This is a genomic window from Sulfolobus tengchongensis, from assembly GCF_036967215.1.
GTDB lineage: Archaea > Thermoproteota > Thermoprotei_A > Sulfolobales > Sulfolobaceae > Saccharolobus > Saccharolobus tengchongensis_A.
The window spans coordinates 295,751-321,037 of sequence record NZ_CP146016.1; the positions used below are offsets into that span (position 1 = coordinate 295,751).

The window sequence follows — 25,287 nt, forward strand, 5'->3', positions numbered from 1 at the left end:
AAGTAAGGGCAAAATTTTAAATCTCATTAAAGGTCCTAGATATTACATAATGTAACAGAATTTAAAATTTATACTACACATTGATTCCAAGACAAAATTAATTTTTCTCAATGCTTATGTTGCTAACTACACCATTAAAAGATTAACCAAAGAACCTAAATGGACACGCTCGAACCTAAATTCCAAGTGTGAGCAAAAGTTTTGCCTTGTTACATTGCAAACTTGGTATAGTATAATAAATCATTTTAATGAGAACTTGGTATGGTATAGTATATGAGTATCGACGAAATTAAGCAAGTTATTGTTGATCAGTCCGAGATATTGACTAGGAAGATGAGGGGGAATATTATCAAGAGGGATGTGCCAGATCTGTTAAAATACTTAAAAATACCAAATGCTTTAGCTATATTGGGCGTAAGAAGATCTGGAAAGTCAACTTTATCTATTCTTTTACTTAAAGATAAGAAGTTTTCGTATATTAATTTTGATGATGAAAGACTAAAGGGTTTAAAAACAGAAGATTTAAATAAAATTTTACAAGCAATTTACGAATTATATGGGGATATAGAGTACATGATTTTTGATGAAATACATAACGTAGAAGGATGGGAACTCTTTGTTTCTAGGTTAAGAGATATAAAAAAGATTATTGTGACTGGAAGCAATTCTAAAATGTTATCTGGCGAGTTAGCTACTTTCATTACTGGAAGGCATAGTGATTATGTTCTTTTCCCTTTTTCCTTCAAAGAGTATTTGAGATTCAAGGGATGGGAAGTTCAAGAAACTGACCTTTATTCCACATTCAAAATTTCACAGCTGAAGAACGAATTAGAGAACTACCTTATTGAAGGTGGTTTTCCAGAATCCATTCTCCTAGGCAGAGATCAGATAAACTTCATTTATAATGACATTTTGTTTAAGGACGTTATCAGCAGGTATAAAATTAGGGATATAGAGAAATTTAGAGATTTCGCTAGGACTTTAATATCTTATTATTCTAACGAGGTTTCTTTAAGAGCGTTAAGTAAGGTGATAGATGTAAATAAGGTAACAGTAGAGAGTTGGGCTAATGGATTAAATGACGCATATTTGATTTTCTTCTTACCTAGATATGGTGAAAAATTAAGACAAAGGTTAACGTATAATAAAAAAGTTTATACTGTTGATCCTGGGATAATATCAAATATTGCAATAAGAGGAAAAGATAAAGGAAGAATTATGGAGAATTTAGTTGCGATTAAGCTTTTCAGAGAACTACAAGGCACTGAACACCTTTTCTACATAAGAAATAATTATGAAGTTGACTTCTATGACGAAATAAATTCAAGGCTAATACAAGTGACTTATGCCAGTGATAAAGTTGAAAACAGGGAAATAAAAGGGCTAATTGAAGGATATAAACTAACTAAGGCAAAAGAATTGATAATTGTTAGTTGGGATATAAAGGATACTCTCAAGGTTGAGGGAAGAGAAATAAAGATTGTACCCGTTTATGAGTTTTTGCTTAAATAAGGGAAACTTGTTCTATTAACGCTTTAGGAGATACCTCAAGTATAGATCTAAGAACTGAGTTATTGACATCTATCTCTATATTTTTAATGATTTCTACATATATAGTAAGTTTATCAACAACATTCTATGAAAATAGGATTAGAAAGAACCTACAGTACATCGTTCTTTACCTTATCCTTAATAAGATGAGACCAAGAATATTATCAAATCCCAGTCTGAGGGGAGAGTAGTGGAGCTTTCCCCTTATACAACATTATGAACTAGCCCTTAGAGGGCGAATAGCAATTTTGTTAATGCAAGGAGACGTCAGTATTACTAAAAAGCTTTTAAGTATTTGTCATAAACTACTTATGTCGTAGGTGCAGATAATGAAAATGAAATTAATTGTTGCTCTTATTTCTCTAATATCATTTGTTACACTAATTAGTATAGCATCATATACCTCTGGCAATGTGACTTTTTACAGCCCTAGTTATAATGGAGAAACCTATTATGTTGGGCAAGCAATAACTATTGATGCCATAGTTCCTCAACAATTTGCTGGCTATCCTGCAACTATAGATATACTCTTTCCAAATACTTCCGTGGCAGATACTATTCCTTATCAGATTAACGGCAGTGGTGGTATCTATATACCTAACGCATATACTTTCCCCGACGTAACCGGAACTTGGCAAGTTGTAGTTGAGGTAGCTGGTGGTGCTGCGGTAGGCTCTATTGAAATTAATGTCATACAAAGAACTCCTTTAATTACCGTAACCTTGGGTTATAGCGTAGTTGGACAGTCAATGCCACAAACTCCTACTATAACGTTGAGCTTCCCTAATGGTACAAGCACTACTGTTCCTCTTCAAGGCACAATAAAAGTTCCTTCTGGTACAACATATCAGATTCAACAAGCAATAGTACAAGGAAATATTAGATGGGCAACAGGGAACATTACCAGTGGTACAATAACTTCATCCGTAACTTCATTATTATTAACCTATTATCAGCAATATCAAGTGACTTTTAACTATACCGTACAAGGTGGAACTGGATATACTCCACCTATAGTAAGTTATAGAAGCTTTGGACTAACGCAAACTGTACAAGCTCCAGCAACAGTATGGGTTGATGTAGATACCCAATATGTATATCCCTCACAACTGCAATCTTCTGTTCAAGGTGAAAGATGGATTGCGACAAACTTTACGGGGATTGTTAAATCTCCAGGAGTTATTAATGTAAATTATTTGAATCAATATTTGGTTACGGTTCAATCTCCAGTTACGATCTACGCTCTAGTTAATGGTATGAATGAGACTCTCAATGCCTCTAACTGGCTTACCCAAGGTACGACAATTAAATTAGAGAACTTAACATATTATCCAAGAAACGGGGAGAGAGTAATAATAACTAACTTCTCAACTCCATTAACCTTTACTGTAAATCAGCCTATAACAATTAATGTGGGTACAATTACTCAATATTACATTACCGTAAACTCTCCAATTCAGCTATATGCTCTAGTTAATGGTATGAATGAGACCTTAAACAGCAATTGGTATAATGAGGGTACAACAATTAGGATAGAGAATCTAACATATTATATAGGTAGCGGAGAAAGATTAATCCTAGCTAAGATATTGCCCGCATCATTATTAACTGTGAACTCATCCTATACGATAACTTCTTCCACAATTACGCAGTACTTCGTTAACGTAAGTTCACCAATACCAGTTTACGCTCTAATTAATGGTACGAAAGAAATCCTAAATCCCTCTTGGATAAACGCTGGTACCACCATAAACGTATTGAATTACACTTACAACGTTAGTCCAGAAGAGAGAGTAATAATAACTGGAATATTCCCATCAGCCTCATTTACAGTTAAATCCCCACAAACTCTGAAGATTAGTACCATAACGCAGTATCTTGTAACAATAAATGGCGTTTCGTCATTCTACAATGAAGGTAGTACAATATATCTGAACGCTAGCGTACCTTTCTATGAGGTAGCATCATATAAAGGCACATATAATGTTTCGCCCGGAACAACTATTACTGTGACTCAGCCCATAACTGAAACGTTAGTGACTTCGCCAAATTACCTCCTCTTAGGGCTAATTATAGTGATCCTCTTAGTAATTATAGCAATTGTAGTTATACTACGTGTGAGACGTGGATGAAAAACATAAGTAGTGAGATGTGTTTTTTAAAATTATTTTATATATATTATTAAATTGAAGATTATTTTCCCGTTTATGTTCAATCTGCGATTAAACGTCGTTAGTGAATCTTGACTGATGAGTAGATAGTCACTAATAATTGGAACTTAGCTAATACATCAGTTATAACAATTTTCTGAATTCGCTGGTCCTTTGTGGGGTATTTGCGGGCATTACATGCTGTCGCCTCTAACAATTGAACTAATTTACACTGTGAATTCGTAGGAAACTATCTGGTTTGTTATGTTATTTTTGCCATGGCGAAAATATGAAAAAGTAACGTAGATCTTGAAAAACTCCCACAAAGTAATTTGCTGGTGCAAGTAAGTAATTTAAACTCTAGAAACGTATTCGTACTATAATGTATCCAGAATTTTGTCTAGAAAGATGGCAGTCCTTAAGGGATTGGAGAGCTAAATATGTGTTATCAGAAAGCGGAGTGGAACCATTAGAATTGAGGGATATAAATATTACTAACGTTAAGTTAGAATATGGTCATACGAAAGGTCTAGTGAAATTAAGGGAACTAATATCCTCCTTTTATCCCGGAAAGAAACAAGAAGATATAATCATAACTGCAGGGGGTGCTGAGGCAAATTATCTAACAATTCTTTCAACTATAAAGCCTGGAGATGAGGTAATAGTTGAAATGCCCAATTACATGCAAATCCCCGGATTGCTGAGAGGTATGAACGCTAGGGTAAAGTACATATGGCTTAAAGAGGAAAATTTTGGGTTAGATTTAAATCAACTCAACGAAATGGTTACTAAAAACACTAAGGCAATAGTAATAACGAATCCAAATAACCCAACTGGAATGGCTCTTTCAGATAACGAAATAAGGGGAATAGTAGAAATCGCTGAAGATAACAATGCGATGATAATAGCAGATGAGGTATATAGAGGTTCCGAACACGATGGAAAAATCAGACCCAGTTTCGTTGATCTTTATGATCGAGCAATAAGCACTAATAGTATGTCTAAGGTTTATGGCCTTCCGGGAATAAGAATAGGTTGGGCAATTGCAAATAAAGATTTAGTTGACAAAATGTGGAACATCAAAGATTATACCTCAATTTCTCCTTCAATCATAGGCCAAGAAATAGCCTATAGAGTTCTACAAGAAAGGGAAGTATATATGGAAAGATCCAGAAAAATAGCCTTGAATAATTTTAGATTATTAGAGAGACTTTTGTCCTCCGCAGATGTGAAGTGGATTAAACCAAACGCTACCGTATTAGCTTTTATTAAGCTAAACGGCGTTAGAAACACTTATGATTTCAGTGAGAGCCTATTTCAAAAATATAGTGTCCTGGTAAACCCTGGTGAATGTTTCGAGATGCCCAGCTATGTTAGAATAGGTTTAGGAAGTACAAACACTGAGTTTTTAACTGAAGCATTATCCCTATTTGTTAAGCATTTAAATGAATATAGATAAAAAGGGAGCGTAGGTACTATATGTTAAGTAATACGATAATTAATAATACCATCTAAGGCAATTGACTTTGATATAGCTCAAATGCTGAATATATATTTAGTATTTTTATTTCATTGATTGTATAAATAGAGTTTACTAATATATGCACTAGTGCATCAATTGGTTTTCCTCCTCATTACTAATCCAAAGTGATATGGCGTTGGTTCAAATCTCTTCTCTATAGTGAAATCCTTAAACCACATTAAGTAATCTTCCTCACTCATTCTAATACTTAATGGGGGACCAAATCCAGTATCTTCTTTTTTCCAGTCTATGATGATAACTCTGCCATCTCTTTTTAAAATTCTATTAACCTCATTAACCACGTACTCTTTATCTTCTATATCATGAAAGGAATTAGCGAAAAGGATAAAATCAACAGATTGATCCGGAATTTCCTTAGGGTTTGTAAGGGTTATTGCATTGGAGAATTTCTTTCTTACTTCCTCTAAAGCGACTATATTTATATCAATACAATATAATTTAGTAGCATATTCAAGAAGATATTTGCAGTAAAATCCATTTCCACAGCCATAATCTACTATTACTCCTCTTTTCCCATTAAATATCGAAGGAAGGTATTCCTCTGGTCTTTCAAATGTTCTTCTAAAATCCTCAGGAGGATAGTAATGATGGCGGTGGGGGGACATATGAATAAATAGTTGAAGAGGTTATAAAAAGCAATTTGAGCTTGAAAAGAAAAAGAGGCTAGATCTTTATGATTTTATGTTACTTAGTATTAACTCTCTTGAGGACTCCTCTAATGATTTACCCTTAGTCTCAGGTACCACAAGATACGTCAATATTGCAGATATGCCAGCTATACTAGCTAAGAAAAGTATTGCAAATGATTCGCCATAATGTGCAAATAGTGATGGAAATACAAAAGCCGTTAGTGCTGCTCCTATTCTTCCACCTGCTACAGTTATTGATTGTGCAACACCTCTTATTTTAGTTGGTGCTAGTTCAACTCCTAATACACCTGAAGCTGAAACAGATCCAGGCCCTGCTTGGCTAGCTAAGTTATTTAGGCCATATAGTATGAAGGCTATTAAAGGCGAAAACGCTATTCCTGCGTAATTTTTGTATAGTGAAAATGAGATAAACGATATTGCCATACCAACAAATCCAAGAGTTTGTAGTGGTTTTCTTCCAACCTTATCAATTAGAGCTAAGGCAATTATTCCTCCTGGTAAAGTAAAGGCTCCTTCAACTAAAATTTGAAAGACACCAGAGTTGATTCCAAGACTCTGTGCTATTAAATTTGGTCCGAATAGTATTCCAGCGTATGCAACGATATCAAATAAGAACCATAAAATAGCTGCTGTTAGTATAAGGTTCCAATTTGATCTGAAATAATGAAATGCACTTCTAGTGTCTTTCACTTCGAGATTTATAGAGAGAGTTTCTTTTCTAGTCACCTCTTTAATAACTTTTTTAAGTTCCTCTAAATCACCCTTAATTCTTCCAACATACCTAGCTGTTTCTGGGATCTTTCTTCTCATATATATTACAGAAGCTGCTGGAATGGCCCCTGCTGCCAATACAATTCTCCAAACTATATCGGGTGAGATGCCCATAGCTGAGAGTAAAAGATATATTGCAGCTGCAGTAGTAGCTCCAAATCCCCAAAAGAGTCCAAATCCTAGTGCTAGAATTTTTCCTCTATCTTTAGCGTTGCTGTGCTCTGCCATTATCATTGGAGAAAGTACGTAATCTGCTCCGACTCCAAACCCTAACAGAAATCTAACTATTACTAGTTCTAATGGATTTTCCACGAATGCCTGTAGTAATGCTCCTATTGTCATTAATCCTACATCTATTCCGTAAAACTTCTTTCTTCCCATATTTGATAGGAAACCAAAAATTATTGCTCCTATTGCAGCTCCAATTAGTGCAGCACCACTTACTGCCGATGTTATTAATGTATAATCTGGGCTTTGTTTCGTTATTCCAAAAGATGACAATACTGTTAATAATACGATACCTATAGAGGATAGGTCATAGCCATCAGTGTATACTCCCATGCCAGTAGTTATTAGTGATTTAATATGAAACCAACTGAGGTTCTTTTCATCTAGCGGTTTAAATACGTTTCTCACGTCCATGTGAGTAGATAGTTCCTTAAGTATATCAAAATATCTTATAGAGCATACATAGCAGGAAATTGACTATATAGTATATATACGTTTTTAAAAGGCATATTCAATTATCGACATAAGTAATTTTTTAAGGGGTTAATTTCTATAGACTTAGTAGTCTATATAGTTAAGAAAAAGTAAAAATATCTATAATGATATGAGACTCTGTAATTTCCCGCTTCAATAGTTGATTTGTGTTGTAAACCAGTATATAGTTAACACGAATGAGTCTCCTTCTTCTGTTGAGTTTTCTTTAGGTTTAAAAATGGGCGTTAGGGTTTTTGTCTAGAGTGTTAAAAATTGTTATTTAGGCTCATAGTATCGTTATGAAATTATCAAATTCAAACGACAGTGATTCTATTCATAACCTTATATATATAATATTTACTTAGCAATATATGAAATCTTAGAGCAATTTGTTTCATATCTTCTCATAATCACACTATGTTTAGGCTCGACGATTTTTTAGATTAGGAGAGTATTTAGACTAAGCTAAACATTAATATACGGGAAAGAGGTCTCATCTCAAGTAAAGAAAAGAAGTACCCTTATACAACATCTCTTCTTATTAGTTTATGTGAATATGATAACATTATTTTTTATTGAGTATTTGGAATAGTGTTAAAGCATTTTGTGATTTTTGTTAATACGTTTATTATTTAATAATGTAGAAAATCTTTAACGGAGCAACATTTACGAGATATTTTCCTAAGTATTTCCTCCTAATGTAATTGCATTAAATCTAATAGAAATATAAAACAATTATTTAAGCGTAAAAAACAACTAACTTTTTCCATTATCTAAACCCAGTTAGCTTAATACAGTAGCTACACCAGTCACTTGAGCACCAGTATTAGTAACCAATTCAAACGTCACTTGCTCACCAGGAGTTAAACTAATAGAACTAGGAATGGATACACTGAATGACGCAGTACCCCCAGCAGGCACTGTTACTGCACCACCTGTCGGTGATGTTGATGTTGGACTCCCACCAGCTTGTACTATAACTCCCAATATCTGCCCATTCGCTGATCCAGTATTACTAACAGTAACGTAAAGATAATAATTGCCAGCGCTGTTTTTAGCTATGTATGCGCTTACTAGGTGTATGTTTGGTGAGGACGCAGATTCTTCAAATAATACAAATGCGACAACAACCACTAGCGCTATAACTAGAATTAAAGCAGTTACAGTAACGGACAATGCCCTTGAATTCTTCCTCCTACTCATAGACACTCTTATACTAACTACATAAAAGTTCTCCATAAAACTTACTCTGTATTGAGTGCTCTTGTAGTGTCATCATGAAAGTATAAGTTTAAAATGACTGTGATTTCCATGCATAACTTTATATTATGTTAATTAGTTAGCATATATGAAATTTTTGGATAATTTATTATTTTTATCTTATACTTATATGGCTGCACTATGAACGCTCCCAGCGATTTCTTTTACTATTATGAGCTAGACGTATAGAGGTTTAAGGCGTTACATACTTTGCCTCTAACAATTTAAACTATTTTTCATAACTTGTCTAAAGCAGAAGAGAAGGTTGAATCTTCATTAACACTTATCCCTCTTTAGATCTTCATGATCTTATTGTGTAAAAAACGTAGGAGGAGATTATAAAAAAGCCAATTCTCAACTTGTGTTTCTTCAAATTTTGAGGAAAGTGAAAATCTATAATTAACAACAATCTATATTTCAAACTTCTAAGAGCTGTTCATTAACATTCCTTATCCTGAAGTTGACACAAGTACGTTTTATTCCAGACAGCGAGAAAAGGTTATAAGTTATCATGAGTATAGCAACTGTCGAGCTCCTCCTATTCATCCTAATCTCCATCTTCCGTGGATTAAATATAATTGCAATAATCTCTTAATGGTTTTTCCAAATTAGTGAAATGGTTAGATGAGAGAAGATTTTAGGGATTCTGTTAAAGTTCCGTGTTAACGATTACATGATTAACTTCATTGAAGAGGTTTCTTGATAGGGTAAAGGAATTTCAAGGTGCAACGCCTTTAGACTTTGTAATCTCATTAGCAATTTGAATTAATTCATCCGGTCCAATGATTTCATCTGCATTATATTTAGGCTTATCTTTTAAACTTATTAGACCAGCCTTAGGTATTCCAGCATTTCTCATTCTTTCTATTGCTCTTTCAGCTTCACTTCTATCAATTTCACCGATTTTTACTTCATACCCAATTATTGGCTTATCGCCTTTCATTATTACTACATCAATATCTTCATAGGGCGAATAAGCTAGTGTTCCGCCATACCTTTCAGCCATCATTTTCCCAATAACAAATTGTAGCTCTCTACCCATTGGTAATTCCCTAGCTTCTTCAGTAAAAGATACATTATATTTAGCCTCAGCGTAAAACATTAAGGAAATGATTGGTGACGAGATTTTATAGTACCATCTCGCTTTCCTCTTTTCACCATATATTTTTATCTTATCAACTAAACCCATGTTAACAAGGGTATCTAAATAACTACTGACTGTTGATGCTGGAATGTTAAATCCTTTGCTAGCTAATGAACCAGAAATTAAAGCTGTGTTCCATTCCCCTTCAGCTAACGAAAGTAAAATTGCCTCGTAGAGGAGGGTTAACTGTCTTTCCTCCTCCTCAAAAATCTCTCCTATCAATCCTTTAGTGACCATGTATAATTGATAAGCCTTTTCGTAAATCTCGTTAACATTTTTTACAAACTGAATAGTCCAAGGATCAATGTAAATCATTGCAAGTAAAGGGTTTTTTACAGTATAAAGGGCGTCAGAATAATGTATTAAGCCCAACATGTAAGGTAAAACTAAACCAAGAAGGGGGCTTCTTGAATCAAACATTTTTTTAGAAATCCTAAAGCTTGAGCCGACTAACAAAAGCTTACCATTGGGACTGACTGAGCCAATTACATCCCAATAAGATTCCGGCAATCTTTGGAACTCATCTATCACTACGTTCTTTCCTTTTCTTAAATATTCTGTAGCAGTTTTTATACCATCATCAAGTTTTAAGAATTCATTTGAGGAAAGAGAGAACCCTTCAGATCCCTAGTAATTATTAAATAAAAGTCGTAAGGAAAGTATTTCTTAACTAAAAACGATTTTCCTACCTTTCTTCTTCCGTAAATTAAAGTCCAACTGTTTATTCTTTTTATATCAATGTTTTATCTCCTTAATATTTCCATGGTTATATTATCATAGTAATATTACAATAAAAATATTATGGAATGATCGTATGTGATAGTGAGACTAGATTATGATGTCTAAAACGTAGTGAATAGAGACTTAGGTATGAAGTGGTATTCTGCCGTAATTGTTCTATAATAGAGAAATCTTATCATAGAAGTTATACCTTATTATATTTACGCTATGAGTTCTATACATTCCTATTGGTCTTATAACAACATATATGATACTATTAAAGTATTACATTCTTTAGGGGTTTTGGTCTCATTTAATTTCATATATTTTGGGTCTAAGTGTTATAAAGGGATTTATTCACAAATTATAGAAACTTTACGGTAAATAGAAAAACAGTTTCTCACGGCAATTATAATTTTATTGTACTTAGTTAATGATAAGCAGTTGCAATTCCATATCCTTATTTTTTAATCTCCAGTAAAATAATTATGTTATCTATCAGTCAGGGTCTACTTTAGGTATCGCTTTATCACAAGCTACGTTTAAGGTTAGTATTATCCTTTCGGTCTCTCAACATTAATTAAATCTGATAAGCCTATTAAATTAATTAGCTAAATAATATACTCCATTAAAAAGGGGTCAAGGACTGTCTAAATGAGCTAATGTTTTAGTAAAAAAGATAATATACCTGCTATAAGTTCAATAACTACTACGGCTATTACTCCAAATGTTATTGTATAAATGTTGTCGAAAAGTGGTCCTACAAGAGTTGGGATTAATGAAACACCTATATTAGTTACAACACTGTACATTGATGTCGCAAAACCGGCTCTTGCAGGATCATTAACGTAATATGTAGTGGAAACCATGGCCATCGACCAATAAGCGTTGCCGAAGAAACCAAATAGGAAATAGCCTAGCGCAATCATAGCAAAATTGGTGGTATAGGAAAGTGAGATTACGCTGATTAGCGCGGAAATGAACGTTAACATACCAGTTAAGATAAGTCCTAGCCTTAGCCCATATCCCTCAAATAAGGAGGGCAATAATATTGCCCCGAGTCCAGATCCTAGAAAACTCAATCCACTCAGAAAACCGCCCATACTAACCGCTAATATGGTAGTAATACCATGAAGATGTAAAACTGTCGACGCGATACTGCCAAGCATTACTGAAACAGAGGCAACTGCAAGTCCAATGTACCAATTTTTTACCATGCCAATGTTAAAACTTCCTTTAAGAGATCTTTCGTAATGAACTGGAAATCCCTTAGTAGATGGAATCAGTAGAACCATTGCTATAAGTCCTAAAATTGCAGTTAACAATAAAACACCACTTAGATTCATCAACGAATAGATTAGGGGGCCTAGAAATGATCCAGTAGCCATTCCTATAAACAGAATGCCTATACTTATTCCCACTACAGTATTTGCCCTCTTTTCGAATAGGGATTTTGCAATACTGCCGACTGGAGCTACTGCTAATGGATATGCTAGGGATGCTAAAATTGAAAAAAGGAAAAATATCGCAAAGTTTGTTGAAATAGCTCTACCTAAAAGTCCTATAAACGAAAGTATTGAAGATAGGATTAAAACAGTTCTAGTTGTGAATTTAGCCGACAAGAAGCCAGCTAATAAACCTAAAATAGCCATGCTATACCCATAAGCGGATATGATGAAAAGTATAGAACTTAAAGGTACGTTAAAACGATTTTCAAGAACTGGGACTAAGGGTGCCAAAATAAACCAACCAAACCCTATTGTAAAGATTAAAAACCAATAAGGAAATATTCGAGTCTTCATCACCTCACATAAAACGGTTAAAATAAAAAATTATCCAAACCGATTTAGCTATCTGCTCCACTCTACAAGTAAACTAAGACATCTTGGAAATCCAAAAAATTCTAATAATTTTGGGATATCTCAATATAGATTTATAGACAGAGTTATATAAAATAAGGAATTTACTTAAAGCCATTATGGGAGAATTCCTATGAATAAAATATGACATATAAAATCTCCTTTGTCAAGAAGCAATAAAAACATTTTTAACGCTTCTTCTACCTAAAATTAATTTCGTTTTAGCAAAATTCCTCCAGTTAGTTTCTATTCTACAAGTCTATTCCGAAGGCACAAGGAAGAACAATTTCTTCATCCTTTAATTTCTTTAAATTATTTTTGCATTCAGTATCTGGAATACTATCATCAGCACCATACTTCAATAAGATTTTAACTAAGTTCCCTCTTTTAAGAATCTTCGCAATATGCAAGGAGGTGCAACCATTTTTATCTCTTTTATTTGGATCTGCTCCATGCTTAAGTAATATCTTGATAATTTTTACATTTTCCAATAAAATTGCTGTATTTAATGGAAGCCATCCGTAATCAGATAATATGTCTGGATTGGCACCATATTTTAATAGTTTCTTGATAATTTTTACAGCACTTCTTCTGAGATGTGGTGTATCACTAAGGAGTATTACTAAGTGAAGTGGAGTATATCCATGAAAAGACTCAGTAAGATCCCTTCTAGTAGACTTAGCGATTTTATTCTCCTTGTATATGTTTGGATCTGCCCCTAACTTTAATAATGTCTCAACGACTTTCACTTTGCCTAAAATAGTTGCAAGATGTAATGGAGATAATCCATTATTAGAGACTGTATTAAGATTTGCTCCGTGCTTTACTAAAATCTTAATGATTTTTGCATACCCTCCTTGAACTGCAAAGTGCAAGGGTGTATAACCATCATTTTTAGGTAGAGGAATATCGCCAAAAATTTTTATTTCAGGAAATGCTACGTTTTGAACATTTGGATTAGCACCATATTTTAATAAAAGTTTCACTAAATTGGGGTGACCAAGTCCAGAAGCTATATGGAGAGGTGTTAGGCCATGTTCATATTGAATATTTGGATCAACACCTCTATCAAGTAACTCCCTAACTTTCCTTACGTTCTTTTTCTCCAAAGCTTCAAACAACTCTTTTTCAAGTGAAGGCATAAAAGTCCAAATAGTGCCTTGCTGAGAATTATTTAATAAAGTTTTGTGTCTCAAAATTAGTTTAACTTCGTACACTAAATAACAGTCAAAAGTACCCAGAGTCTTATATACATGGCTATTCTAACTGAAGATTTAATGAGAAAGGAAGAATGAAATTAAAGGGGTAATTAAGCACTCCTTTGACTATTCACTCCTCTATATATCTAAAGTTCACTCATCAAGGTGTATAATCATGTTAAAAACTTACTTCTTGGTCATTATTATAAGTTTCATGCACATCAACCTAATTTAGATTAAGAGAATTGGTGAAGCAATACCATAGTTTGGGAGAGGGGCAGTAGTCGTATTGAAATCGATGAGCTTACTAATACTAATCTATGTAACTTCACTGTGCTGAATAGTATAATAAACGTAAGTAGTATATTATATCCTAAACTCAGAAAGTTTAACTATTTGTAATATGTTAGACATACGTCCAAAGGAATATGTCAGAGAAATTTATCTTTGTTTTGTTCATTATATTCAATTTTATTTATGATCTGACGAGGAGGATATGTTATATAAGCTTCATCTAGTAATTTAAATAGAATTATAAACTAATAGTTTCTATTAATTATTTTATGTGATAGTTTTAAGTTAATTCTGCTTATATATCAGATGGATCTCATTTCCACACTCGCATATTTTGGCGTCAATGAGATTTAATTTAGGAGCATCTTCACCATTAAATCCTTCTCCTTGAGCTAGGTTTACTCCATTTCCGAAAATCTTAGGAGATATTGTTATTCTAATTTCATCATATAATTTATTTTTAATCAAAGTCCAGATCAAATGCCCTCCACCCTCAACCATGACTGTTCTTACGTTAAATGCTTCATATAAATCTTGGAATATATCGTAAATATTGGTGAATTTCTTAACAAGTACTCCTTTTTGATTAAAAACCTCTATTTTCTTATCGTTTTTTAAGTTAGAGGTGTAAATAATTGTTAAAGGTGGGGTTGTAAATATTTTATATGAAGGGTCTAAGTTAAAGCTTCCACTTACTACGACTCTTATTGGGTTTCTCTTTTCTTTAGCATATTTTACTGTAAGAGAAGGATTATCTACTCTTACTGTATTTGCACCTACCATAACTGCATCTACCCGACTTCTAAGTTCATGTTGTCGTTGTTTATCGTAAGGGCAACTTAGTTCACTGTAACCTGTCTTACTGGCCAACCTACCATCTATAGAAACAGTACTAAAGATTATTATATACGGTCTCATGATATGAAATAGGTTATTAACTTATAAAGAGTTTTCAAGATAATTGCTATCTAGATCTAGTAGTAATTATAAAATCATAAGTGAAGTAGATATTTACTATTCATTATATTATAATGAAATAATGGCCTAAAAACATCAGTGAACATATAAATTTGAAGAGTTGACGATAAAGAAAGTTTGCATATTGGTTCTTATAATATGACCGTGTTTGAATTTTTATAACCTATATAGTATACGACGTAGTATTCTCATAAAGAGGACGCAGAAAGTTACTCCTTATAAAAATCTTAAATTAGTTAAGAGTTGTGGCGAATAAACGGGAAAGAGTAAATCTCGTGTAGGGAGTAAACTATCAGAGAAGAGAGTCCATAGTATAGTTAAGTAGGTAAATTTATTAGAAAAATTTTATTCATTCATTAAATATAAATTTGTATCCAGTTATAAGTCAAAATAAATTGAATTTTTATATAAGCTATTTTATACCTTTATACCAACACTATGAGGAGAGTTCTTCAGTTTTCCATTCGGTATCTGATAAAGCCTCAAATTGGTACACAGTATAGAGATTTTATCTAATCTTAATCAGAACTGAACATTGTGAAATTAATATTCTTGACTCATCATAGTTTGAAACTGTACCTGGGTTGAGAATTTTTAGTAAAAAACACTATATACCTAAAGCTAAACATTATCATATGAAAGCATATTATATGTATCCAGATATAAGGGAAGATTTAGTAGCATTTACCTCAGATGACGACATATGGATTATGTCCCTAAAGGACATGAAACCGTTTAGATTAACTAGTGGCTTAGGAGTCTCAATAAGACCTAAAATAAGTCCCAGTGGGAAAAGGGTAGCGTTTACAGTAATTTGGCTCAAAAGTGGCAAACAAGGAGGTGACATTTATATTGTTGAAGATGGACAAGCTAGAAGAGTTACATTCTTTGGAAGCAGAAATAGTAGGGTTGCAGGATGGTTAAATGAGGATGAGATAATAGTTGTTACTGATTTTCATACACCTTTTGTTCAATGGACTGAGGCATACAAGATTAATGTCAATAATGGTAAAATAGACAGAATCCCTTTTGGTATATTATCAAATATTGTTGTAAATGATAATTTGATAATAATAGCTAGGGGTTATCAGGATCTACCTAATTGGAAGGGATATAAAGGTGGTACTAAGGGAGAGTTATGGTTATCTCGCGATAATGGAAAAACCTTTGAGAAGTTCATAAGTTTGGATGGGAATGTAAGCTGGCCTATGATAGTTAATGATAGGGTATACTTCTTATCTGATCATGAGGGTGTTGGTAATTTATATTCAGTTAATTTAAGTGGAGGAGATTTAAAGAAGCATACTAACTTTACTGATTATTACTGTAGAAACGCTAGTAGTGATGGTAAGAGAATTGTATTTCAAAACGCTGGTGATATCTATCTTTATGATCCAACTAACGAATCTTTGGTTAAGTTAGATATTGACTTGCCTACGGATAGGAAGAAGAGACAGCCTAAGTTCGTCAATGCAATTGAATACATGAATGAAGCTGTAACAAATGGTAACTACGTAAGTATAGTAAGCAGGGGTAAAGTATTCCTAATGCGAGCATGGGAAGGTCCTGCAATTCAATTAGGTAAGAAACAAGGTGTAAAGTATAGACAGATTCAAGTTTTGCCTAATGGTGATGTAGTAGCGGTAAATGATGAGGATAAGTTAGTTATACTAAGTAAAGATGGAAGTGAAAGAATAATAAATAAGGATCTAGGTAGAATAGAGCGTATTAAAGTTTCTCCAGATGGTAAGAAAATATTATTATCAAATAATAGACTTGAGGTTTGGCTTTACGAGATTGATAAGGATAATGCTAAACTCATCGATAAGAGTGAATATGATATTATATTTGAAATGGATTGGCATCCTAATAGCGAGTGGTTTGCTTATGCTTTTCCTGAGGGCTATTATACACAGTCAATAAAATTAGGCCATGTAACTGGTAAAACTATTAGGATAACTAGTCCTTATGGATATGATTTTTCTCCTTCATTTGATCCAGATGGTAGGTATTTATACTTTCTAGCAGCAAGGCATTTAGACCCAACTAATGATAAGGTAATATTCAATTTAAGTTTTCAAAGGGTAGTTAAACCCTATCTAGTAGTATTAGGTAACTACTATTCACCATTCAACCAGCCATTAGATGAAGGGATTGGTAATGATAATAAGAGTATAGAATTAGATGGAATTGAGGATAGAGTAGTACCATTTCCAATTGATGAGGATAATTATGTACAGATAGCAGGAGCTAAGAATAACAAGATTTTCCTCTTCTCATATCCTATAAGAGGTTTGCGATCTCAGACTGGAGAGATCTTTGGTAGACTGGAAATTTACGATTTAGAGAATAAGAGTAAAGAACTGTATGCAGATAACGTAGCTGGCTTCTCTTTATCTAATGATAAAAGTAAAATACTGTTAATGTTTAAGGAAAATTTGAGGTTGTTTGATGTTAATGCTAAACCAGATTTTAACGCTACTGGAAAGAAGGGTGGGGTAATTGATCTAACCAGAGTTAAGGTCTATGTTGACCCGAAGAAAGAATGGAGACAAATGCTTAGGGAAACGTGGAAATTAATGAAGCAGAACTTCTGGAATGAGGAAAAGCTTAAGAACTGGGAATCTGTATTGCCAAAGTATGAAAGATTGATAGATAGAATAAGTACGAGGTTTGAACTCTCTGACCTAATTCAAGAGATGCAGGGCGAGACTAGAACTTCCCACTCTTATGAAACGGCTTACGATTATGATACGCCAGAGCCAATCCCAACAGGTGGTCTTGGTGCAGAATTTGATTATGATGAAAGCAATAAATGTTACAAGATTACTAAAATATATGTTGGAGATCCAACTAACGAGAATGAGAGAAGTCCCTTAAGAGATCCAGGCGTACAACTAAACGTTGGAGACTGTATAAAGGCAATAGATGGGGAGGAGATCAATGGCAATATTTATGCTTATCTAGTGAATAAAGATCAAGTTTTACTTGACGTTATTACTAAGGATGGTAATAATAGGAGAGTAGTAGCAAAGGTGTTAAAGGATGAGAGATTCTTAATATATAGATATTGGGTTGAGAGGAACAGAGAGTATGTTCATGAAAAAAGTAAGGGTAGATTGGGTTATGTCCACATACCAGATATGATGTATCAAGGATTTGCGGAGTTCTACAGATTGTTTATGTCTGAATTCCACAGAGATGGATTAATAGTCGATGTTAGATTCAATAGGGGTGGATTCATTTCAGGTTTATTATTGGAGAAGTTGCTCTTAAAGAGGGTTGGTTATGATTATCCAAGAAATGGTAAACCTATACCAATGCCTTATTTCTCATCCCCTAAAGTCCTAGTAGGTATAACTAACGAGCATGCGGGCTCAGATGGTGATATATTCTCTTATTTGTTTAAGAAGTATAAATTGGGAATCTTGATAGGTAGGAGAACGTGGGGAGGTGTGGTAGGTATAAGGCCTAGGTATAGATTAGTTGACAAAACTTATATTAGCCAACCCGAATTCGCAGTAAACTTTGAAGATGTTGGATTTGGAATTGAAAATTATGGTGTAGATCCAGATATAGTAGTTGAGATAAAGCCAGAGGATTATATAAACGGTAAGGATACACAATTAGATAGAGCAATAGAACTAGCCTTAAAGGAATTGAATTCTTAACTTACTATTTACTTTCTTTTTTTCCCAAAAAAATTAGTAATAAAGCTTTATCTATGGAGATACTAATACAACAACCTTATGTAGACCTATAAGTTCACTTAATTTATATTCTCCTCTACTGATCTCTTCATTTCTTAACAAATCTCTGCTATGATTATTTATGACTACTTTCTCATCTATTTCTCTAGTGACTATTGGAGAGAATAATACTGTAACTTTTCCTCTTATATATCCATATTTTAATGGCCTATATTCACTAGAATGTACAAGATAATCTTTTCTAACTTTTAACAACTTTTTAACATATAGCATTTTAGTTCTATGATCTGAAATGTCAAGGTTTTTAATATTATCTGGTAGTTGTCTCATTAACGCTTCTAAACTGTTAAAGTCGACTGGTATTCTATTATCGGGATCTGTCAGTAAATATTTCCAAATCTCAGTTCCTTGATAAGTATCTGGAACACCCGGAGAAGTGAATTTTAATACAGTTGCGATTAAAGACTTCATGTATCCATAGTATCTTATTTTATTTTCAAATGTCATGAAATCTCTCTTGAACGCATCATTAGAGAAGACATCATCGATAAAAGCCAAAATTTTTCTTTCATACTCTACGTTATGATTTTCCCATGTAGTGTTGACCTTAGCTTCTCTTATTGCTTTTATAATATGATTCTTTATACGATCCTTATATTCATTAGTGAATCCATCAAAGCTACCTAATAAGGTCTGATAGAATCTGTACTCATCATTTTTGTCAATATTTGGCTTTAATAAGTCATGCCAATATCTAATTCTTTTTTCCCATTCTTTAGGAATTTCTGATAGTACAGAAATCTTAGCTCTAACATCTTCACTAAACTTAGTATCATGGGTAGATAACGTATTCATTGAAAGCGAGTTTAGCCTATTAGTATTAAATGAATGAAACTGATCCAGTGTAATGCTAAATTTCCTAATATCGCTTCCAACTTCATTTAATGAAATGAGTCTATTATATCTAAATAATGCAGTATCTTCATAACCCTTAGCATATATTGCAGGCATGTATTGTTGAAGCCTCATTATACCTTTTGTATCTTTAATTTTGCCCTCTTTATCACATACCCTTATACTATTTGTATCATCGTCTGGTATATATGTTCTATAAATATTTAGGCATGTAAGAAAGTTAACTAAATACTCATACTCAATGCCAAGGATTTTAGATAACCTTTCAAGATCTCCTTTAAATAATGTAGTTGCCACTAATCTTTTACTTTCCTTAATTATCTCATCTATATTCATTTTCTTTCCTACGAACTCTTCATAAATTCTCGTTAATTCCTTCTCTCCACTTCCATCAACTAGTAACATATTAACATAATTTAGGAAATCATATCCCGTAGTTCCTTCGACATTCCAATCGTTTCTCAACTTTTCGTTTAATTGTAATATCTTTTCTACGTAGATTATCTTATTTTCTCCACTATAATTTCTTAATCTCATCAAGTACTCCTTTGGGTTGTACAACCCATCTATATGATCGATTCTATATCCGTCTATAGGTAATTTCAAGATTTTTTCATGAGATTCTTTGAATACCTCTTCTAATTCTACTCTAACCGCTATTAGTTCATTTACTGCAAAGAATCTCCTATAGTTTGGACTCTCTCTCCAGTATGTTAACTCATAGTATTGTAATGAAAGTAGTCTCTTTATATCATCTTTTGTTAAGCAAGAACTATCAAAACATTTTTTCTGCTTTAAAAATTCGATTCCTATGTCATTTATTGGAAATAAATAGTCTCTATATTGTATATGATAATTTACAATTTTGATTAAGTTTCTCTCTATAACATTATCCAATGTATCTTCAAGGATTGGAAATATAATTTTATTATCGTTATAATGATCAAAATAGTTATAATATTTACTTTTGTTCCAATTCCTTAATAAGTCCATCAATCTCCAGTTAGTGTGATGCACCGCCATATGATTTGGAACAATATCTTGGATAATTCCTAATCCTCTTTCCTTTGCCTCATTAATAAGCTTGTAATAACCCTCTTCTCCACCTAACTCATCATTTATTTTGCTGTGATCAACTACGTCATAACCGTGCGTACTACCTGGTCTAGCTTTAAGAATTGGAGATAAATATAAATGCGATATACCTAGTTCCTTAAAGTAATCTAAATGGTTTATAACATCATAAAAAGTAAGATTCTTATTAAGTTGTAACCTATAGGTGCCTATGATCATGCTTGTATCCTCCTATAAACTAGAGCACTTCTTCCTTCAATTTCTAATTCTTTTCCAGCATCAACAATCTTTTCGTCTGGCCTTATTTCTCTTAAATATGAGCTAATTACTAGTTCCCACTTTCCTTCTGGAAATCTGAATTTTATATTATTTGGATTTGCATTTAATATTATCAGAAATGTGTCATCAGCAATTCTTTCACCATATGAATTAATTTCATCAATAACACTCCCTTCTAGAACAAAAATCACTGATTGTGTTGGAGAATTCCAAACTTTCTCATCAACCTCTTTACCATCAAGATTTAGAAATGTTACATCTTTTAATGGCATTCCAAATAATTTTTTGCCTTGAAAATATCTTCCTCTTCTAAATATTGGATGTGCTCTATAAAATTGTATCATTTTTCTCGTAAATTCGAGGAAGTTTAGTTTTCTTTCATCTAAATTCCAATCAAACCAACTTATTTCATTATCTTGACAAAACGCATTATTATTACCCCTTTGTGTTCTACTTATCTCGTCCCCTCCTAGTATCATTGGTACACCTTGACTTATAAACAACGTTATTATGAAGTTCCTTTTTTGCTTCTCTCTACAAAGGATGACGTTCTGATCATTAGTTAGACCCTCTGCTCCGCAGTTCCAACTGTAATTTTCATTCATCCCGTCTTGATTATTAAACCCGTTTGCCTCATTATGTTTTTGATTATAACTAACTAGGTCTTCTAATGTAAAACCGTCATGCGAGGTTATGTAATTTATACTAGCAAATGGTGTTTTATTGTTTCCTAAATATATATCAGGTGAACCCATTATTCTGTTAACAATTTCACTAAAAAGTATTGGTTCTCCTCTCCAAAATCTTCTAACAGTGTCCCTATATTTTCCATTCCATTCAGCCCAAAGGTAAGGGAAATTTCCAACTTGATAACCTCCTGGACCTACATCCCAAGGTTCCGCTATCAATTTAACTTGAGATATTATAGGATCTTGTTGAATAGATATGAAGAAGGTATTTAACATATTGACGTTATATAATTCTCTCGCAAGCGCAGCAGCAAGGTCAAATCTAAAGCCATCCACATGCATTTCAGTAACCCAATATCTTAAACTGTCTAAAACCATTTGAATAACTCTGGGATGGCTAAGATTTAATGTATTACCAGTTCCAGTAAAGTCTAAATAGTATCTCTTATTGTCAGGTTGTAACATATAATATGCCAAGTTATCTATGCCTCTAAAACTTAAGGTTGGCCCTAAATGATTTCCCTCTGCAGTGTGATTAAAAACTACATCGATTATTACTTCTATTCCTGCGTTATGCAATTCGTTAACCATTCTCTTAAACTCTACAACTTGTTCACCTAAGCATCCACTACTAGAATATCTACATTCTGGAGAGAAGAAATTAATTGGATCATAGCCCCAATAATTTACGAGTCCTTTTTCTATTAAAAATCTCTGATCTATGAAGTGGAAAACCGGCATCAACTCTACAGTAGTTATTCCTAGATCTTTTAGATAATCTATCATCTGTGGTGATGAAAGACCTTCATAAGTTCCTCTAATTTTTTCCGGTAAGTCCATTCGTAATTTAGTAAATCCTTTAACGTGAACTTCATAGACTATCATATCTTTTAATGGAATTCTCTTTCTTGTTTTGTAAAAACTCTTGTCGTCCCATTCAAAATGAGGATTTATCACAACACTTTTTGGAACAAACTCGCTGGAATCTCTCTCATCAAAAGATAAATCTTGATTTTGATCCCCTATCTTGTAACCAAAAACTGCATCATTCCATACTACATTTCCATTTATTGCTTTGGCGTAAGGATCTATCAATGCCTTATTCGGGTTAAATCTTAATCCTAACTCCGGCTTATAGGGACCATAAACTCTATATGCATACAATGAACCTGGTCTTAAGCCAGGGACAAAAGTATGAAAAATATCTCCAGTTTTTTCCTTAAGTTCGATTACCTCCTTAGGATATTTTTGATTAGAAGGAGAATAAAGAAGTAATTCCACTTTCTCAGCATTTTCTGAAAATAATGAGAAATTTACACCATCTTCACTTTCTATCCACGTTGAACCTAATGGATAAGGTTCCCCTGGACTAAGTGGTCTATCTCTACTTCTGAAGAAAACACTCATATACTAAAAAAGGAGTAGTTTTTATTAAATTATCTTAGCATTGCAAGAAGGATTATTAGCATCTTTTTCTCTTTCTCTTCTCTCTTTCTTTCCTCGTTCTCTATACTATTGCTTTTACTTATCATCTAAAGTATAAGTTTCTATGCAAATTTTTAAATCTAATTACCCTAAAGTTTATATAATCTAAACCCTTTTTCGAATTCATAAACACCATTACTGAGTTCCCTTGGAAATGATTGATTTGATGATAAAATTAAGCTTCCTCTATTCATTATTTGTATAGAAACTCTTGAAAATACGAAAATTGCAAATAACTTTTCACGTTTAATTGTTATCCAGTCATTTCCTCTCTCTATTACTAGATTCCTTTCGCAAGAAAGGGAGTACTCTTTTCTTATTCCTATCAATCTTTTATAAAGTGATAAAATATCATCGTTAATTCTCCAGCTAAGTTTAGATGAGTTAAAAGTCTCTTCTGCTTGTGGGTCTGTTTCTTGCCCATTATCTCTTTTCCTACCCTCTCTAACACCTTGTATTAATTTAGGATCTGAGAAATCTGAGAAGTAATAAAACGGATTTGTTTCTCCGTATTCTTCTCCCATAAACAACATGGGAATGTATGGTGATAAAATATATAGTGCTACGGCTATCTTATAAGTTTCGATATCTACTAAATTTATTAATCTTTCTCCTTTGCCTCTATTTCCAACCTGATCATGATTTTGAATATAAACCACGAATTTACATCCATCTAAATCTCCTACTGGTTTTCCATGAGTTTTACCTCTGAATTTAGAGTATTTACCATCATATACAAAAACGTCATTATAAGCCTTTACTATATCATCTAGATTTCCAAAGTCTGCATAATACGAATTTCTCTCCTTAGTAAAAAAGGCGTGAATTGAATGATGAAAGTCATCTACCCATTGAGCATCAATGTTGTACCCACATTTTTCCTTAGGATTTACGATTTTTGGATCATTTAGATCACTTTCCGCTATTACAAGTTTGCCAAATTTATGTGCTATATCGCTAATATCTTCTAATATATGTTTTGGAGAGTTATCCATAATTGCGTGAACAGCATCTAGTCTAAATCCATCTATGTGAAAATCCCTTATCCAGTACTCGATATTTTCAAGTATAAACTGTCTTACTTCGTCGCTCCCATAATCATCGAAATTAAAAGTCAATCCCCAAGGTGTCTTATATTTGTTTGAGAAATATGGACCTAATTTAATCATGTAGTTTCCTTCAGGACCCACGTGATTATATACAACATCTAAAATAACTCCGATGCCCAATTTATGGGCTTCATTTACTAATTTCTTAAAGCCTGTTGGTCCGCCATAGGAATTCTGTACTGCATATAAGTAAACTCCATTATATCCCCAGTCCCTTCTTCCAGGAAATTGAGCTATTGGCATAATTTCTATTGCAGTAATTCCTAAATCTTTTAGATAGTTAAGTTTCTTGATAACCCCTTCGAAATTCCCTTCCTGAGTGAATGTTCCTACATGGATCTCATATATTATTAAATCCTTTTTATCAATACCTTTCCACTCATCATCTTCCCAATAAAAACTACTTGATACTATCTCTGAATATCCATGAACTCCATCGGGCTGATATCTAGAAGCCGGATCTGGTATTTCACTATTATCATCTAATATATATTTGTACTTGTCTCCTGCATTTGCATTTACCGTTATGGTAAAGTATCCTTTGTCATCTCTCTCCATTTTATAAACTCCTTTATTTTGTATTTTCAACTTTACTTCTCTTTGATAAGGTGCCCATAATGTAAAAGTTACATAACCCTCATCAAATTTGTAGCCAAACATAATTTAATTGATGTACGGACTTTAATAAACTGTTTGAGCAACTGAGCCAGCTAATATCATCATGGCGATAGAAAGTAAGAGGAACACTATACTAATTTTTGATAGATTAGAGACTGTTCTTCTTAATTCTAAGAGCATTACATCTCCCTCTTTTACGTTCATAATTAGTCTTATTCTATTACTCATCACTATTCCAGCCCCAAATGCTATCAATCCAAATGCTCCGCCTATTAGGTTTAGGAAAGCTCTTATTCTAACGTCTATGCTAGAACGTAATATAGCGGCTACTAAGAACAAATTCCCTTGGTATGGCGCTAAATAAATATAGGCGAACAAAATTATTCCAGTTATTATTGTAATAATCGATGTTATCATGAAGAATTTTCCTATCTTTTCGTATTGTTTTTTGTCTTGCGGTTTAATTAAGAAATTTAAAAACGCAGCTCCTGCCCACAATGCTCCAAAGAAACCGTGAATCTCATTTAGAACGTCAAATCCAACATTCATGAGAGTAGAGACGGGTTGTAATAAAATAAAATTTTTCT

The 25,287-nt window shown here is 33.2% G+C and carries 15 protein-coding genes; 4 read left to right on the forward strand and 11 right to left on the reverse strand.

What is annotated here, in order from left to right; genetic code table 11:
• Positions 1-273: 273 nt before the first annotated feature.
• From V6M85_RS01620 to V6M85_RS01630, 3 genes are all read left to right on the forward strand, one after another.
• Entirely contained in the window at positions 274-1,512 is a 1,239-nt protein-coding gene (locus tag V6M85_RS01620) for an ATP-binding protein (RefSeq protein WP_338602151.1), read from the forward strand.
• A 368-nt stretch (positions 1,513-1,880) separates the two neighbouring features.
• Positions 1,881-3,683 (forward strand): hypothetical protein, encoded by a 1,803-nt coding sequence (locus tag V6M85_RS01625; RefSeq protein WP_338602153.1) that lies wholly within the window; start codon positions 1,881-1,883, stop codon positions 3,681-3,683.
• Positions 3,684-4,083: 400 nt separating this feature from the next.
• Complete coding sequence (locus tag V6M85_RS01630) at positions 4,084-5,160, forward strand: aminotransferase class I/II-fold pyridoxal phosphate-dependent enzyme (RefSeq protein WP_338602155.1); 1,077 nt, start codon at positions 4,084-4,086, stop codon at positions 5,158-5,160.
• A gap of 155 nt (positions 5,161-5,315) precedes the next feature.
• Here the strand turns inward: V6M85_RS01630 and V6M85_RS01635 are convergent, their stop codons facing one another.
• The 7 genes from V6M85_RS01635 to V6M85_RS01665 all read right to left on the reverse strand — a co-directional run bounded on the left by V6M85_RS01635 (position 5,316) and on the right by V6M85_RS01665 (position 14,761).
• On the reverse strand, positions 5,316-5,849 hold the full coding sequence (locus V6M85_RS01635) for a class I SAM-dependent methyltransferase (protein ID WP_338602157.1): 534 nt from the start codon (positions 5,847-5,849) through the stop codon (positions 5,316-5,318).
• Between the two features lie 66 nt (positions 5,850-5,915).
• A complete protein-coding gene (locus tag V6M85_RS01640) occupies positions 5,916-7,307 on the reverse strand; it encodes an MFS transporter (protein ID WP_338602160.1) in 1,392 nt (463 codons plus the stop codon).
• An 843-nt stretch (positions 7,308-8,150) separates the two neighbouring features.
• Positions 8,151-8,570, reverse strand: coding sequence for a hypothetical protein (locus tag V6M85_RS01645; RefSeq protein ID WP_338602162.1), 420 nt, complete (start codon positions 8,568-8,570; stop codon positions 8,151-8,153).
• Positions 8,571-9,345: 775 nt separating this feature from the next.
• Positions 9,346-10,302 carry a helix-turn-helix domain-containing protein gene (locus tag V6M85_RS01650; protein ID WP_338602164.1) on the reverse strand — a complete coding sequence of 319 codons (957 nt, stop codon included), beginning with the start codon at positions 10,300-10,302 and terminating at the stop codon, positions 9,346-9,348.
• 848 nt (positions 10,303-11,150) lie between these two features.
• Entirely contained in the window at positions 11,151-12,293 is a 1,143-nt protein-coding gene (locus tag V6M85_RS01655) for an MFS transporter (RefSeq protein ID WP_338602166.1), read from the reverse strand.
• Positions 12,294-12,601: 308 nt separating this feature from the next.
• Entirely contained in the window at positions 12,602-13,492 is an 891-nt protein-coding gene (locus tag V6M85_RS01660; RefSeq protein ID WP_338602168.1) for an ankyrin repeat domain-containing protein, read from the reverse strand.
• A gap of 636 nt (positions 13,493-14,128) precedes the next feature.
• Positions 14,129-14,761 (reverse strand): 2,5-diamino-6-(ribosylamino)-4(3H)-pyrimidinone 5'-phosphate reductase, encoded by a 633-nt coding sequence (locus V6M85_RS01665; RefSeq protein WP_338602170.1) that lies wholly within the window; start codon positions 14,759-14,761, stop codon positions 14,129-14,131.
• Between the two features lie 695 nt (positions 14,762-15,456).
• Between V6M85_RS01665 and V6M85_RS01670 the strand changes: the two genes are divergently transcribed.
• Positions 15,457-18,492 (forward strand): S41 family peptidase, encoded by a 3,036-nt coding sequence (locus tag V6M85_RS01670; protein ID WP_338602173.1) that lies wholly within the window; start codon positions 15,457-15,459, stop codon positions 18,490-18,492.
• A gap of 51 nt (positions 18,493-18,543) precedes the next feature.
• On the opposite strand, the gene V6M85_RS01675 is transcribed toward V6M85_RS01670, so the two are convergent.
• The 4 genes from V6M85_RS01675 to V6M85_RS01690 form a co-directional block, all read right to left on the reverse strand.
• A complete protein-coding gene (locus V6M85_RS01675; protein ID WP_338602177.1) occupies positions 18,544-20,739 on the reverse strand; it encodes a malto-oligosyltrehalose synthase in 2,196 nt (731 codons plus the stop codon).
• Positions 20,736-22,895 carry a glycogen debranching protein GlgX gene (gene glgX / locus V6M85_RS01680; RefSeq protein ID WP_338602180.1) on the reverse strand — a complete coding sequence of 720 codons (2,160 nt, stop codon included), beginning with the start codon at positions 22,893-22,895 and terminating at the stop codon, positions 20,736-20,738. Before glgX ends, V6M85_RS01675 begins: the two co-directional genes overlap by 4 nt.
• A 167-nt stretch (positions 22,896-23,062) precedes the next feature.
• Positions 23,063-24,745, reverse strand: coding sequence for a malto-oligosyltrehalose trehalohydrolase (gene treZ, locus V6M85_RS01685; RefSeq protein ID WP_338604534.1), 1,683 nt, complete (start codon positions 24,743-24,745; stop codon positions 23,063-23,065).
• An 18-nt stretch (positions 24,746-24,763) separates the two neighbouring features.
• The gene (locus V6M85_RS01690; RefSeq protein ID WP_338602182.1) at positions 24,764-25,249 is read right to left on the reverse strand and encodes a hypothetical protein; all 486 of its coding nucleotides are present in this window, start codon (positions 25,247-25,249) and stop codon (positions 24,764-24,766) included.
• Between the last annotated feature and the right edge of the window lie 38 nt (positions 25,250-25,287).